Genomic DNA, 14759 nt, shown 5'->3' with positions numbered 1-14759 from the left:
GCAGTGAAACGATGCATCGCCGATGGTAGTGTGGGGTTTCCCCATGTGAGAGTAGGTCATCGTCAAGATTCATTTCGCAAAACCCCTATCTGCGCAAGCAGGTAGGGGTTTTGTCTTTCCAGCTTTTGTATTCCCAGGCAAAGCTGTTTTGCTCGCCTCCTACCTGCGCAAATGTCCGAAACGGTGCGACAATTAATCCCGTTCGCAAACGTGACTTTTCCCTGCCTGGCCTGCGTCAAGGCTTAGGTTCGGGGCACCCTCGCGCCCGGACATAGCGATGCCAGCGTACCGTGCTGCGCATTTCTGGACCTCCACCGTCCTATACAACTGAGGTAAGAAGCAAGATGGCCAAGGCCGCCGATGTCGTTGTGCAATGCCTGGAAAACGAAGGTGTCGAGTATGTATTCGGCATTCCCGGCGAGGAGAACCTCGACCTGCTGGAATCCCTGCGCAAATCGAAGATCAAGCTGGTACTGACCCGCCACGAGCAGTCCGCAGGCTTCATGGCCGCCACCTACGGTCGCCTGACCGGCAAGACCGGCGTCAGCCTGTCGACCCTCGGCCCTGGCGCCACCAACCTGGTGACCGCCAGTGCATACGCCTACCTCGGCGGCATGCCGATGATGATGATCACCGGCCAGAAGCCGATCAAGAAGTCCAAGCAGGGCCGCTTCCAGATCATCGATGTGTGCGGCATGATGGACCCCATCACCAAGTACACCCACCAGTTCGCCTCCGCCGACAACATCCCGTCGCGCATGCGTGAAGCATTCCGCCTGGCCGAGGAAGAGAAGCCGGGCGCGGTGCACCTGGAGCTGCCGGAAGACATCGCCGCCGAGCAGACCGACGCCATGCCCATCCCGCCGAGCCTGCACCGCCGCCCGCTGGCCGAGCACGTGGCCATCGACGCTGCCATCCAGAAGCTGCGCAACGCCCGCAGCCCGATCCTGGTGATCGGCGCCGGCGCCAACCGCAAGATGACCGCCAAGGTCCTCAAGCAGCTGATCGACCAGACCGGCATCCCGTTCGTCACCACCCAGCTCGGCAAGGGCGTGGTCGATGAACGCAGCCCGCGCTTCCTGGGCAACGCTGCGCTGTCCTCCGGTGACTTCGTGCACCGCGCCGTCGAAGCGGCCGACCTGATCGTCAACATCGGCCACGACGTGATCGAGAAGCCGCCATTCTTCATGGTCCGTGGCGGTACCGAAGTCATCCACATCAACTTCCGCTCCGCCGAAGTCGATGCCGTGTACTTCCCGCAGGTCGAAGTGATCGGCGACATCGCCAACGCCGTCTGGCAGATCGGCGAAGGCCTGGGCGACACCTCGCACTGGGACTTCACCCGCCTGATGGCCATCCGCGAGGCCAACGAAGCACAGATCGCCGAAGGCAAGGACGACAACCGCTTCCCGGTCTACCCGCAGCGCCTGGTCGCCGACGTGCGCCGTGCCCTGCCATCGGAAGGCATCGTCGCCCTCGACAACGGCATCTACAAGATCTGGTTCGCCCGCAACTACAAGGCCCACAAGCCCAACACCGTACTGCTGGACAACGCCTTGGCGACCATGGGCGCCGGCCTGCCATCGGCCATGGCCGCGCACCTGGTGTACCCGGACCGCCCGGTAATCTCGGTATGTGGCGACGGCGGTTTCATGATGAACAGCCAGGAGCTGGAAACCGCAGTACGCCTGGGCATGCACATCACCGTGGTGATCCTGCGTGACGACGGCTACGGCATGATCCGCTGGAAACAGGCCAACATGGGCTTCACCGATTTCGGCCTGGACTACGGCAACCCGGACTTCGTCAAATACGCCGAAGCCTATGGTGCCAATGGCCACCGCGTGGAAAGCGCCGAAGGCTTGCTGCCGCTGCTCGAGCACTGCATCAAGACCCCAGGCGTGCACGTGATCGACTGCCCGGTCGACTACAGCGAGAACGACCGCATCCTCAACAGCGAGCTGCGTGAGCGCGCGCTGGCGGTGTAACCGCTGAAGGGCCGATCGCCGGCAAGCCGGCTCCCACAAGTACACCCTGGTGTGGGAGCCGGCTTGCCGGCGATTGCTTTTGTGCGCAAGACCGCTGCCCCCCCTTGTGCTAGGGTGCACGCAAAACGCCACCCCAGGACGCCCGCACATGCTCCCTCCGCTCAGCGAAAAAGAACTCGACCGCCTCGAAGACCTGCTGATTACCTACGGCAACGACTATTCGGTGCTCAACCTGGCCGAACTCAATGGCTTCTTCACGGCCCTGGCCAGTTCCCCGACCCACATCATCCCCGAGCAATGGCTGCCAGCAGTAGCAGGTGGCAAGGTCCCCAAATTCAAGAAACCCGCCCACGAAGAGGCCTACACGGCACTGATGCTGCGCTACGCCCATCAGGTGGCGGAGCAGCTGGCCGATGACCTCGAAGGCTTCGAGCCGGTATTCGAAGAAAGCGAAGCCGAAGAAGGCCCGGCGATCATCATGGAAGAGTGGTGCTTCGGCTACATGCGCGGCACCCAGGTCGCCGGTTGGGTAGAACTGCCGCCAGAGCAGGATGCACTGCTCAAGGCCATCTCCCTGCATGGCCTGGAAGACAACTTCGAAGTGCTCGATGCCATGAGCTTCAGCGAGCTGCAGGCCTGTGTACCGCAGGTGATCGCAGCGGCAAAGGGCCTGTACCGCTACCAGCGCCAACTGCGCCATTGAGCTGAACAGCCGGTGCCGTAGCTGGGTTGCCATGATTGTTTCGGCAAGCGAAATTATGGTTTCCCCACGGCACTGATTCTGTTGTAAGACGATTCAGCGCAGCATGTGCTCCAGCCGCACCACACCGGTGCCGACCCTGGAGCTCCCACCGTGATCAAACTCTACAACTTCCCCAAGTCCGGCCACGCCCACCGCATCGAACTGATGCTCTCTCTGCTCGGCCTGCCTGCCGAACTGGTCTTTGTCGACCTGGCCAAGGGCGAGCACAAACAGCCGCAGTTTCTCGCGCTCAACCCATTCGGCCAGGTGCCGGTGATTGACGACAACGGCACCGTGATCGCCGACTCCAACGCCATCCTGGTCTACCTGGCCAGTACCTATGACAAGCAAGGCCGTTGGCTGCCCCAAGACCCGCTTGGCGCCGCCCGCGTGCAACGCTGGCTGTCGGTCGCCGCCGGGCCGGTCGCCTTCGGCCCTGCCGCCGCGCGCCTGGTCACGGTATTCGGTGCGTCGTTCAACACCGACGAGGTGATTGGCCGCGCCCACACCCTGCTCAAGGTCATGGATGCCGAACTGACCAAGGCACCTTTCCTGGTCGGCAATGAAGCGACCATCGCCGACGTCGCCAACTACTCGTACATCGCCCACGCCCCAGAGGGCAATGTGTCGCTGGAACCCTACCCGCAGGTACGTGCCTGGCTGGCCCGGGTCGAGGCACTGCCCGGTTTTGTCGCCATGCCGCGCACGGTCGTGGGCTTGCAAGCCACCGCGTGAGCCGCGGGTAAAGCGAGGAATGCCGCCATGTCGCAACGTCCCGAGCAACACCGCTCGCCCTGGCACGCCGGGGAAAAGCGCCTGCAGGAGCAGGTGGGGGTAGCGCAGCGCATGGAGGCGTTCGGGCAGAAGGTCATTCGTGACCACATGCCCGACCAGCACCGCACGTTCTACCAGCAACTGCCGTTCATCGTCGCCGGGGCCGTGGACGCGAGCGGCAAGCCGTGGGCAACCTTGCTCGAAGGCCCGCAAGGCTTCATCCACTCACCCGACCCGCGGCAGTTGCTGATTGAAACCCTGCTCGCCAGTGACGACCCGGCAACCCCGGGCATGGCAGCCGGGCAGGCCATCGGCCTGCTCGGTATCGAGCTGCACACCCGCCGGCGCAACCGCATGAATGGCCTGATTCACAGCACTGCCAGCGGCCAGTTGGCGGTCACGGTGGAGCAGTCGTTCGGCAACTGCCCGCAATACATCCAGCTGCGCGCCTATCATCGCGTCGATGAGCCGGCGCAGGGGCGTGAGGATTCCATTGCACTGGATGCCGAGGCTGTAGCCATGATCGAGCACGCCGACACTTTCTTCGTTGCCAGCTACATCGATCACCCGGACGGCCACCGCGCCGTGGACGTGTCCCATCGCGGCGGCCGTGCGGGGTTCGTCAAGGTCCAAGGCAATCGCCTGACCATCCCCGACTATGCCGGCAACCTGCATTTCAACACCTTGGGCAACCTGCTGGAGAACCCGCGAGCGGGGCTGTTGTTCGTCGACTTCAGCAACGGCAACGTGCTGCAACTGACCGGGCGCACCGAAGTGATCCTCGACAGCCCTGCGATCAAGGCATTCGAAGGCGCCGAGCGGCTGTGGACGCTGGCTGTCGAACAGGTAGTGCTGCGCCGCGCGGCTATCTCCCTGCGCTGGGCGTTCCAGGAATACGCGCCGACCAGCCTGATGACCGGCACCTGGACCGAAGCCGAACAACGCCTGCAGCAGCAGGCGCGGCAAGGCCAGTGGCTGACGTGGCGGGTGCAGCGGGTGGAGCAGGAAAGTCGCGATATCCGTTCGTTCTACTTGGCTGGCGATGGGCCGGTGGCCTTCGCTGCGGGGCAGCATATCCCCGTGCGCATTCCCCTGGCCGGCGATGGCCCGCTGATCCGCACCTACAGCCTGTCCAGCGCACCCTCCGATGGCCACTTGCGCATCAGCGTCAAGGCCCAGGGCCCGGCATCGCGCTACTTGCACGAACGACTCGCCGTTGGCGACTTGCTGCAGGTGCGCCTGCCCATGGGCGGCTTCACCCTGGACAGTGACAGCGCCCGGCCGCTGGTGCTGATAGGCGCAGGCGTGGGCATTACCCCGCTGATGGCCATGCTGCGTGAACAGTTGGCCCTGCAAAAGGGGCGGCGGATTCACCTGTTCCAGGGCGCCCGCCACCTCGCCGAACTGCCATTCCAGCAAGAGTTGGCTGCACTGCGCCAGCAGGCCGGCGGCCTGTTGAGCGTGTATCGTGCGCTCAGCCAGCCGGAGGCCGACGCAGTGGCCGGTCGCGACTTCGAGCACGCCGGCCGCCTCGGCATCGAGCAGGTCAAGGCAAGGCTGGCGTTGGACGATTACGACTTCTACCTGTGCGGCCCGGCCAGTTTCACCCAGGACTTGTACGAAGGGTTGCGCGCCATACACGTGCCGGATGCCCGCATCCATGCCGAAGCCTTCGGCCCTTCGACACTCAGGCGCCATGGCGATGACAACCAGCCCGTCTTGCACCAGCCCCCCGCCGCCAGCGAGCCGGTACCGGTGTACTTCGCCAGCTCGGCCAAGGAGGCGCGCTGGGCGCCCTCTAGTGGCAGCTTGCTGGAACTGGCCGAGGCGCGCGGGCTGGCACCGGATTTCAGTTGCCGGGGTGGGTCATGCGGCACCTGCAAGACCCGGCTGGTGAGTGGCCAGGTGCATTATCCGAACCCGCCTGCCGAGTTGCCGGAGAAGGGGACAGTGCTGATTTGCTGCGCCGTGCCTGCTCAGGTGGAGGAGGGCGCGCAGGCGTTGGTGCTGGAGCTTTAAGGGTGTCAGTAGCGGCCCAATCGCCGGCAAGCCGGCTCCCACAGTTACAGCCGCGGCCTGTTGTGGGAGCCGGCTTGCCGGCGATAGCGTGAGTCGAGCCAGCACAAAACCCACAGATCACCGATAATTCCCGCCACCCACGATCCCCAGGAGCCGGCATGGACCAGATCCACCTGATGAAGGTATTCGTCGCCGTCGGCGAGCTCGAAAGCTTCGCCGCCGCCGCCCGCCGCCTGGACATCTCGCCCGCCGCCGTCACCCGCGCCATCAGCGCCCTGGAAGACCAGCTCGGGGTCAAGCTGCTGCTGCGCACCACCCGCAGCGTGCGCGTGACCGAAGCCGGCGGCCGCTACCTGGAAGACACCCGGCACATCCTCGCCAGCATCAACGAGGCCAACGAAGCCGCCGCCGGCATCAACGCCACGCCCAAGGGCGAGCTGGCAGTCACCGCGCCCATCCTGTTCGGCAAGAAGTTCGTCATGCCCTGCATCGTGCGCTACCTGCAGCAGTACCCGGAAGTGGACGTGTCGGCGTACTTCCTCGACCGTATCGTCAACATGGTGGAGGAGGGCATGGACGTGGCCGTGCGCATCGGCCCGCTGCCCGATTCCGGCCTCAAGGCGCTGCGCGTGGGCAAGGTGCGGCGCATGCTGTGCGCCTCCCCGCAGTACCTGGCCCGCCACGGCGTGCCACAGCATCCCTCGGACTTGCCCGAGCATGCCGTGATTGCCACCACCAACCTCTCGCCCCGCGCCGGCTGGCGCTTCGGCGTGACCGACCAGCCGACGACGGTGCGCATGCAGCCCAGGCTCACCGTGACCAGCAACGACGGCGCCATCGCTGCGGCGGTGGGCGGTTTGGGCATCGCGCGATTGCTGTCGTACCAGGTGGTCGACGAAATCGCCAGCGGGCAACTTGAGGTGATCCTCGCCGAGTATGAGGAAGCGCCCTGGCCAATCCATGTGCTGCACCGCGAGAGCAAGTACGGCTCGGCCAAGGTGCGCGCGTTCGTCGACATGCTGGCCGAGCATTTGCGCGGGCAGGCGCACTTGGCCTGATTACCGGCAGCGCTGTGCCAGCTGTGCACACTCGGCCAGCACCTTCAGCCCCCGCATCACCTCAGGCGTGATCAGCCGTCCCAGGCACACACGCAAGCCTGTGCCACATTGGCCATCGGCAAAGAACATCGCACTGGCGCCCACGTTGCAGCCACGCTCACTCGCAAGCTGCTGCAGCGCCGCCATGTCCGTCCCCTCGGGCAACACCAGCCAGTGAATGAAGCCTCCCTGGGGCGGCATATACCGCGTGCCTGTTGGAAACGCCGAGCGCACCAGGGCATCCATCATTTCGGTCTGCGCCGCCAGCCGCCCGCGCAGTTTCGCGCAATGCTCCTCCATGTACCCCCGGCCGATGAACTCATCCAGTACCCGTTGCGCCAGGCTCGACACCGCCAGGTTGCGTGAAAACATCTGCGCCAGGATCGCGTCCCGATAACGGCCGGCCAAGCACCAGCCCACCCGGTACCCCGGCGCCACGGTCTTGGAAAACGACGAGCAGTAGAGGGTCTGCCCGCTCGTGTCGTAATGCTTGATCGCCTTGGGGCGCTGCGCTTCGTCCAGCAGGTCGAAGAAGATGTCGTCCTCGATGATCGGCACATCCGCCGCCTGCGCCAGGTGCACCAGCCGAGCCCGCGCCGCGTCGGGCATGATGAAGCCCTGCGGGTTCTGCAATGTCGGGTTGAGGAAGATCACATCGACCTTTTTCTGCTTGAGCGCCCATTCCAGGTGCTCGAGGTCGATGCCGCTGCCCGCCTGGGTGCGGATGGGCAGGGCGCGCATCCTCAAGCGCTCGATGGTTTGCAGGATGCCGTAGTAGGTGGGCGTCTCGATGGCCACCGTGGCACCTGGCTTGGCCACGGCTTCGAGGGCCAGCTCCAGGGCCACGGTGTCGCCCGAGGTCACCAGGATGTCGTCCGGGCTGCACGCCACCCCGCGTTGCAGCATCAGCCCGGCGATACGCCGGCGCAACGAGGCCAGGCCGGGCGGGGCAATCAGCCCGGCCAGCGGCTGATCGGCCTTGCTGGCCAGTGCCGCCAGGCACTTGCTCAGCAGTACCTGGGGCGCGAACTCGTCATGCAGCACCGCCGAACTCAGCGAGAGCTGGGTGTTGCTGGCCGCCTGGGCGAGCATGGCGACCACCGCGTGGTCGACGTTGACACTCACGCAGGCCAAGTCCAACCCCTGCACCTGGGCCGCGCCGTTGGCCACGAAATAGCCCACACGCGGCGTGGCCTGGACATAGGCATTGGCCTCGAGCTCGGCCAGGCCCCGTTGCACGGTGGCGATGCTGCTGTCGAACAAGCGGGCCAGCTCGCGTACCGAGGGCAGTTGCGTGCCCTTGGGCCATTCGCCGCTGTCGATCTGGCGCAGCAGCCAGGCGTAGACGGTTTGCCAGCGTTTGTCGGGCTTGGGGGTGTGGTCCATGGGGGCCTTGTGTCGAGTCAGGCGGAGGCTCCCGAAAGGTAGAGCAAAATCACACCCGTTGCAGCCACCATGACGATGTTCAGCAGCACCAGGGCAAAGCCGAAGCGGATCAGCCCGTGTTCTTCCTCACGGTTGGCCCCGGCCAGCCCGGTGACCAGCGACAGGATCGACAGCGAGCCCAGCGCCCCATGCCCCGCGGCGCTGTTGGCGATGGCGGCCAGCCAAGGGCCATGGCTGCCGGACAATGCCGCGATGGAGGGCATGACCAGCGTGGTGCCGCCCACATTGGAGCTGGTGACGTAACCGGCCAGCCCTGCCAGCAGCGATACCGTGGCCGCCAGCGATACGCCCGACAGCGCCTGCAATGCCCGCTGCGCCTCGACCAGAAAGCCCGCCTTGACCATCACCTGGGACAGCAGCAGAAACAGCAATACCGTGGCCAAGGGAAACCGCGCACGCATGACCAGCGCTCGCCATGGAAAGCTTTCGCCCTGGCGCCCGACCATCAGCAGCACCACCAGCAGCAATGCCAGCCCCGGCGACGCCAGGGGCTTCCACGACACACTCACGCCTTGCACCGCCCACAGCCCCTCCCAGCCAGTCAGCAGAAACAGCCCCCGCGACGCAATGATCACCACCAGCAGCGCCAGGTACGGCCACGCCGCCTGCGGCCAACGCACCAGCGTCCCGCGCCGCGCCCAGGTAATCCCAAGGCCCACGCAGGCCACCGCCAGCCCGGCCAGCACGCCTGAGGCCTCCGGCCCGATCCAGCGGTTGACCGCATACAGCACCGTGCTGAACAGCAGTGAAGTCAGCCCCAGCCCAAGCCACGCCGGCACGCTGCGCCCCCCCGCCACCGCCAGCGCCACGCAGGCCAGGCAGAGAAACACCGGTGCACTGACGAGCGCCGAATGGCTGCCCAGTTCCTGCGCAGGCACATGGGCCAGCAGCGCGCCGATCACCGTGGCCAGCCCCAGGGTGCCCCATGGCATCACCACCATGCCTGCCAACGCCATCTTCATGCCCTGCTGGCGCGAAAACAGCCCCATCAGCAACGGCACGGTCGCGATCAGCGACACCCCGAACCCGGTCATCGCCTCCAGCATCGGCGCCAGCCCGAGCACGATGAAGATCACCTGCATCGGCGGCGTCCAACCCAGCTCCCGCACCCACGCCCCGATCGCCTGCGGCGCACCCGCGCGCTCGACCAGGATGGCAAAGGCCAGGCCCGGGGCGATCACACTGCCCGTGTTGAGGAACAGGATCAGCGTGTCCTGCATGATCGCCGCCGACACCGCAGCCGACAGCGGCTGCGCGGCGCCAAGGCCCCACAGCAGCAACACCCCGGCCACCCCGGCCAGGGCCGCTTGCACGGGTGGACGGCGCAGCAGGAGGATCAGCGTGATCACCAGGCCCAGAGGGGAAATTTGCAGGAGCAGGGCAGCCATGATGCGGGATCCTTCAACCATTCGAGGGTGAGGTGAAGGGTGAGGGCTGGGTATCTGCTGGAACAGATACAGCACCTGGGGGATTTTCAATACAGCGCACGAATACTCAGCTGCCCCTGCGTGCGGAGCTGAACCTGTAGGAGCGGATTTATCCGCGAAGCGCCGGTACAGGAAGCCGCAGCAGCCACCTCTGCAGAAGCTTCAAAAAAAAAGGCTGCCAATCGGCAGCCTTCTCGATGTCAGCCCGGACAATCAGTCCCAGCTCAACGCCCCACCCGTCTGATACTCGATCACTCGCGTCTCGAAGAAGTTCTTCTCCTTCTTCAAGTCCATGATTTCGCTCATCCAAGGGAACGGGTTGGTAGTCCCCGGGTACTCTTCCTTCAGGCCAATCTGGGTCAGGCGACGGTTGGCGATGAACTTGAGGTAGTCCTCCATCATCGCCGCGTTCATGCCCAGCACGCCGCGAGGCATGGTGTCGCGGGCGTATTCGATCTCCAGCTGGGTCCCTTGCAGGATCATCTGGGTCGCTTCTTCCTTCATCGCCGCGTCCCACAGGTGCGGGTTCTCGATCTTGATCTGGTTGATCACGTCGATACCGAAGTTCAGGTGCATCGACTCGTCACGCAGGATGTACTGGAACTGCTCGGCAACGCCGGTCATCTTGTTGCGGCGGCCCATGGACAGGATCTGGGTGAAGCCGCAGTAGAAGAAGATGCCTTCCAGTACGCAGTAGTAGGCGATCAGGTTGCGCAGCAGCTCTTTGTCGGTTTCGACGGTGCCGGTGTTGAATTCCGGGTCGGAGATGGCGCGGGTGTACTTCAGGCCCCAGGCGGCTTTCTTCGCCACCGACGGGATCTCGTGGTACATGTTGAAGATCTCGCCTTCATCCATGCCCAGCGACTCGATGCAGTACTGGTAGGCGTGGGTGTGGATCGCCTCTTCGAAGGCCTGGCGCAGGATGTACTGGCGGCACTCCGGGTTGGTGATCAGGCGGTACACGGCCAGGGCCAGGTTGTTGGCAACCAGCGAGTCGGCGGTGGAGAAGAAGCCGAGGTTGCGCATCACGATGCGGCGCTCGTCTTCGGTGAGGCCGTCCTGGCTCTTCCACAGGGCGATGTCGGCGGTCATGTTGACCTCTTGCGGCATCCAGTGGTTGGCGCAGCCGTCGAGGTACTTCTGCCAGGCCCAGTCGTACTTGAACGGTACCAGCTGGTTGAGGTCGGCGCGGCAGTTGATCATGCGCTTTTCGTCAACGGCGACGCGGGCCGAGGAGCCTTCCAGCTCGGCCAGGCCTTCGGCGATGTCCAGGGCGTCCAGGGCAGCCTTGGCGCGCTTCACCGCATCGGAGTCGGCAGCGGTGGCGGCACGCGCTTCCAGGGCGGCGGCACCGCCGGCGCTGTCGAGCTTGTCGAGGGTGGCGGCGGCGTTGGCCTGCGCAGGGGTGGCGCCTTTGGCGGCGACTTCGCCGTCTTCCTTATCGAATTCGTCCCAGCTCAGCATGGTCATTGGCTCCTGCTTGAGGGTTGCCCTGGGGCAACCGGTTGGATTTTAAGAATGTGATGCCTGACGCAAGGCCGTTACGGCGAATGGACAGCTCGAGAGGCTGACTCTCGTTACATCTGGGTTCGTACCTGGCCAGGCCTCGGGGAGGGGCCAGGGACTTGAAGGGTGCCCTTTTCAGAGGGGGCGAAGTATACCGGAATTCGCTTTCGATCGGGGGAGGCTGCCCTACGGTCGAGGGTAATTTTTCGACCGGTCTGGCGCTTTTCCGTTCAGCAGGCGAGTGCCGTTTTCTACAGGAGGGGAGTGTAGCGCTAAGCTATATGTTGTGCCAGTTTAAATTCAAAGGCACATCATATGGTGTTTTTAGGCGGGAGTGAGCAGCGAACAGCAGTGCCGCCTGTGCGGGCCAACTCGCCGGTAAACCGGTGAGCAGGCCCGTTCAGGCAGCCGCTAATTGCAGCGCTGGCGCAGTGTCTCGACCACATGGGTCTTGGGATGCTTGCGGGCTTCTTCCACTGATGTGAAGCGGCCCGTTTCCGCGTTGCGGCCTATCTTGCGAGTGATCACTTTTTTCCGTGCCATGGGGGCGTTCCCGGTTGAGAGGTCCTGCCTTTGTAACCAGCCGCGCGAACGGTGGGCAAAGGGAAGGGCTTCTCCATGACGCGGATACAAAAATGCCGCGACAAGGGGCACCCGAGGGCACCCCTTGTTGCGGCATCAGGCCTTACTGGCAGGCTTCGCAGTCTGGCTCGTCGATCGCGCAAGCCTTCGGTACCGGCGCCGGGCCGGCAGCCTGGGCCGGGGCGCTGTCGCCACCGCTGGACACGGCGTTGAGCTTGCCGGTGTTGATGGTCGACTTCTCGGTGCTGGTCGCGGCCAGGGCACGGAGGTAGTAGGTGGTCTTCAGACCACGGTACCAGGCCATGCGGTAGGTCACGTCCAGCTTCTTGCCCGAAGCGCCGGCAATGTACAGGTTCAGCGACTGGGCCTGGTCGATCCACTTCTGGCGACGCGAGGCCGCATCGACGATCCACTTGGTCTCGACTTCGAACGCGGTGGCGTACAGGTCCTTGAGCTCTTGCGGAATGCGCTCGATCTGCTGCACCGAACCGTCGTAGTACTTCAGGTCGTTGATCATGACCGAGTCCCACAGGCCGCGAGCCTTCAGGTCGCGAACCAGGTACGGGTTGATCACGGTGAATTCGCCCGACAGGTTCGATTTCACGTACAGGTTCTGGTAGGTCGGCTCGATCGACTGCGACACGCCGGTGATGTTGGCGATGGTCGCGGTCGGCGCGATGGCCATGATGTTCGAGTTACGAATACCTTTCTGTACGCGGGCACGTACCGGCGCCCAGTCCAGGGTTTCTTCCAGGTTGACGTCGATGTACTTCTGGCCACGGGCCTCGATCAGGATCTGTTGCGAATCCAGCGGCAGGATGCCTTTGGACCACAGCGAACCCTGGAAGGTCTCGTAGGCGCCGCGCTCGTCGGCCAGGTCGCAGGAAGCCTGGATCGCGTAGTAGCTGACCGCTTCCATCGACTTGTCGGCGAACTCCACGGCAGCATCGGAGCCGTAAGGAATGTGCTGCAGGTACAGCGCGTCCTGGAAGCCCATGATGCCCAGGCCCACTGGGCGGTGCTTGAAGTTCGAGTTACGCGCTTGCGGCACCGAGTAGTAGTTGATGTCGATCACGTTGTCGAGCATGCGCACGGCGGTGTTCACGGTGCGTTGCAGCTTGGCGGTGTCCAGCTTGCCGTCGACAATGTGGTTCGGCAGGTTGATCGAGCCCAGGTTGCAGACGGCGATCTCGTCCTTGTTGGTGTTCAAGGTGATCTCGGTGCACAGGTTCGAGCTGTGCACCACGCCCACGTGCTGCTGCGGCGAGCGCAGGTTGCACGGGTCCTTGAAGGTCAGCCATGGGTGGCCGGTCTCGAACAGCATCGACAGCATCTTGCGCCACAGGTCTTTGGCCTGGATGGTCTTGAACACCTTGATCTTGTTGTACTCGGTCAGGGCTTCGTAGTACTCGTAGCGCTCTTCGAAGGCCTTGCCGGTCAGGTCGTGCAGGTCTGGCACTTCCGATGGCGAGAACAGGGTCCACTTGCCGTCATCGAAGACGCGCTTCATGAACAGGTCAGGATCCAGTTGGCGGTGTTCATGTCGTGGGTACGACGGCGGTCGTCACCGGTGTTCTTGCGCAGCTCGATGAACTCTTCGATGTCCAGGTGCCAGGTTTCCAGGTAGGCACACACGGCGCCTTTGCGCTTGCCACCCTGGTTCACGGCAACGGCGGTGTCGTTGACCACCTTGAGGAACGGCACGACGCCCTGGGACTTGCCGTTGGTGCCCTTGATGTAGGAGCCCAGTGCACGCACAGGGGTCCAGTCGTTGCCCAGGCCACCGGCGAATTTCGACAGCATGGCGTTGTCGTGGATCGCGTGGTAGATGCCCGACAGGTCGTCCGGCACGGTGGTCAGGTAGCAGCTCGACAGCTGCGGGCGCAGGGTGCCGGCGTTGAACAGGGTCGGGGTCGAGGCCATGTAGTCGAAGGACGACAACAGGTTGTAGAACTCGATCGCGCGGGCTTCCTTGTCCTTCTCTTCCAGCGCCAGGCCCATGGCCACACGCATGAAGAACACCTGCGGCAGCTCGAAGCGCACGCCATCCTTGTGGATGAAGTAGCGGTCGTACAGGGTCTGCAGGCCCAGGTAGGTGAATTGCTGGTCGCGCTCGTGGTCGATCGCCTTGCCCAGCTTGTCCAGGTCGAAGTCGGCCAGGGCAGGGTTGAGCAGTTCGAACTCGATACCTTTGGCGACATAGGCCGGCAGGGCCTTGGCGTACAGGTCGGCCATCTCGTGGTGGGTGGCGCTGTCGGCGACGTTGAGGAAGCCCAGGCCTTCAGCGCGCAGGGTGTCCATCAGCAGGCGGGCGGTGACGAACGAGTAGTTCGGCTCACGCTCGACCAGGGTACGGGCGGTCATCACCAGGGCGGTGTTGACGTCCTTGATGGCCACGCCGTCGTACAGGTTCTTCAGGGTTTCGCGCTGGATCAGGTCGCCATCGACTTCGGCCAGGCCTTCGCAGGCTTCGCTGATGATGGTGTTCAGGCGCGCCATGTCCAGCGGCGCCAGGCTGCCGTCGGCCAGGGTGATGCGGATGCTTGGGTGCGGCTCGACCACAGCGTCGGTGTTGGCGCGGGTGGCACGCTCCTTGGCACGCTGGTCGCGGTAGATCACGTAGTCGCGGGCAACTTTCTGCTCGCCGGCACGCATCAGGGCCAGTTCGACCTGGTCCTGGATTTCTTCGATGTGGATGGTGCCACCCGATGGCATGCGACGCTTGAACGTGGCGGTGACCTGCTCGGTCAGGCGCGCGACGGTGTCGTGGATGCGCGACGAGGCAGCGGCGGTGCCGCCTTCAACTGCGAGGAACGCCTTGGTGATGGCCACGGTGATCTTGTCGTCGGTGTAGGGGACGACAGTGCCGTTGCGCTTGATCACGCGCAGTTGGCCCGGAGCAGTGGCGGCCAGATCCTGGTTGGAATCGGCGGCCTGCGGGGCTTTTACCTGCGGGTTCTCGCGAGTTGTGTCGGTTTGCATGGGTGGGTGTCTCCACAGTTTCTATATTGTTCAGGCGCCTTTTGGGCGCCCACCGTTCCGTCCACTTGCTCGATGACCCGGGTGGGGATGCGGCATGCGCGCGCATCCGACCGCTCGGGCGTACCGACTTCGGGACAGACTCAGGAAATTGGGGCAATAAGCTTGCCGCTCCCTGGCCGAAGTCAAAGGCTAAGGG

9 protein-coding genes and 1 pseudogene are annotated in these 14759 nt (G+C 64.2%); 5 read left to right on the top strand and 5 right to left on the bottom strand.

Annotated features, from left to right (window positions below):
- Nucleotides 1–344 precede the first annotated feature (344 nt).
- The 5 genes from ACIPG5_RS15755 (at nucleotide 345) to ACIPG5_RS15735 (ending at nucleotide 6581) form a co-directional block, all read left to right on the top strand.
- Nucleotides 345–1988, top strand: a complete 1644-nt coding sequence (locus ACIPG5_RS15755) for an acetolactate synthase large subunit (RefSeq protein WP_176511440.1) — start codon at nucleotides 345–347, stop codon at nucleotides 1986–1988.
- Nucleotides 1989–2136: 148 nt separating this feature from the next.
- The gene (locus tag ACIPG5_RS15750) at nucleotides 2137–2691 is read left to right on the top strand and encodes a UPF0149 family protein (RefSeq protein WP_401376175.1); all 555 of its coding nucleotides are present in this window, start codon (nucleotides 2137–2139) and stop codon (nucleotides 2689–2691) included.
- Between the two features lie 150 nt (nucleotides 2692–2841).
- Entirely contained in the window at nucleotides 2842–3465 is a 624-nt protein-coding gene (locus tag ACIPG5_RS15745; RefSeq protein WP_401376172.1) for a glutathione S-transferase family protein, read from the top strand.
- A gap of 27 nt (nucleotides 3466–3492) precedes the next feature.
- On the top strand, nucleotides 3493–5523 hold the full coding sequence (locus ACIPG5_RS15740) for a pyridoxamine 5'-phosphate oxidase family protein (RefSeq protein ID WP_401376169.1): 2031 nt from the start codon (nucleotides 3493–3495) through the stop codon (nucleotides 5521–5523).
- 158 nt (nucleotides 5524–5681) lie between these two features.
- Complete coding sequence (locus tag ACIPG5_RS15735; RefSeq protein ID WP_236238140.1) at nucleotides 5682–6581, top strand: LysR family transcriptional regulator; 900 nt, start codon at nucleotides 5682–5684, stop codon at nucleotides 6579–6581.
- Here ACIPG5_RS15735 and ACIPG5_RS15730 read toward each other — a convergent pair whose 3' ends face one another.
- The 5 genes and pseudogenes from ACIPG5_RS15730 to ACIPG5_RS15710 all read right to left on the bottom strand — a co-directional run bounded on the left by ACIPG5_RS15730 (nucleotide 6582) and on the right by ACIPG5_RS15710 (nucleotide 14563).
- Nucleotides 6582–8006 (bottom strand): PLP-dependent aminotransferase family protein, encoded by a 1425-nt coding sequence (locus tag ACIPG5_RS15730; RefSeq protein WP_401376167.1) that lies wholly within the window; start codon nucleotides 8004–8006, stop codon nucleotides 6582–6584.
- Nucleotides 8007–8023: 17 nt separating this feature from the next.
- Nucleotides 8024–9454, bottom strand: coding sequence for a transporter (locus ACIPG5_RS15725; RefSeq protein WP_401376164.1), 1431 nt, complete (start codon nucleotides 9452–9454; stop codon nucleotides 8024–8026).
- Nucleotides 9455–9706: 252 nt separating this feature from the next.
- Nucleotides 9707–10957 (bottom strand): ribonucleotide-diphosphate reductase subunit beta, encoded by a 1251-nt coding sequence (locus ACIPG5_RS15720; protein ID WP_176511447.1) that lies wholly within the window; start codon nucleotides 10955–10957, stop codon nucleotides 9707–9709.
- Nucleotides 10958–11410: 453 nt separating this feature from the next.
- Entirely contained in the window at nucleotides 11411–11542 is a 132-nt protein-coding gene (locus ACIPG5_RS15715; RefSeq protein ID WP_276574741.1) for a hypothetical protein, read from the bottom strand.
- A gap of 142 nt (nucleotides 11543–11684) precedes the next feature.
- Nucleotides 11685–14563 (bottom strand): annotated as a pseudogene (locus ACIPG5_RS15710) (ribonucleoside-diphosphate reductase subunit alpha).
- Nucleotides 14564–14759: the final 196 nt, after the last annotated feature.

The organism is Pseudomonas sp. NPDC087029, assembly GCF_044745345.1.
Lineage (GTDB): Bacteria > Pseudomonadota > Gammaproteobacteria > Pseudomonadales > Pseudomonadaceae > Aquipseudomonas > Aquipseudomonas faucium.
The sequence above is the reverse complement of the archived record's forward strand: the minus strand, read 5'-3'. Positions and strand labels throughout refer to the sequence as shown.

Coding starts and splice junctions, on each gene's coding strand:
- ACIPG5_RS15755 (WP_176511440.1), top strand. CDS start 345: ATGGCCAAGGCCGCCGATGTCGTTGTGCAATGCCTGGAAAACGAAGGT.
- ACIPG5_RS15750 (WP_401376175.1), top strand. CDS start 2,137: ATGCTCCCTCCGCTCAGCGAAAAAGAACTCGACCGCCTCGAAGACCTG.
- ACIPG5_RS15740 (WP_401376169.1), top strand. CDS start 3,493: ATGTCGCAACGTCCCGAGCAACACCGCTCGCCCTGGCACGCCGGGGAA.
- ACIPG5_RS15735 (WP_236238140.1), top strand. CDS start 5,682: ATGGACCAGATCCACCTGATGAAGGTATTCGTCGCCGTCGGCGAGCTC.
- ACIPG5_RS15730 (WP_401376167.1), bottom strand. CDS start 8,006: ATGGACCACACCCCCAAGCCCGACAAACGCTGGCAAACCGTCTACGCC.
- ACIPG5_RS15725 (WP_401376164.1), bottom strand. CDS start 9,454: ATGGCTGCCCTGCTCCTGCAAATTTCCCCTCTGGGCCTGGTGATCACG.
- ACIPG5_RS15720 (WP_176511447.1), bottom strand. CDS start 10,957: ATGCTGAGCTGGGACGAATTCGATAAGGAAGACGGCGAAGTCGCCGCC.
- ACIPG5_RS15715 (WP_276574741.1), bottom strand. CDS start 11,542: ATGGCACGGAAAAAAGTGATCACTCGCAAGATAGGCCGCAACGCGGAA.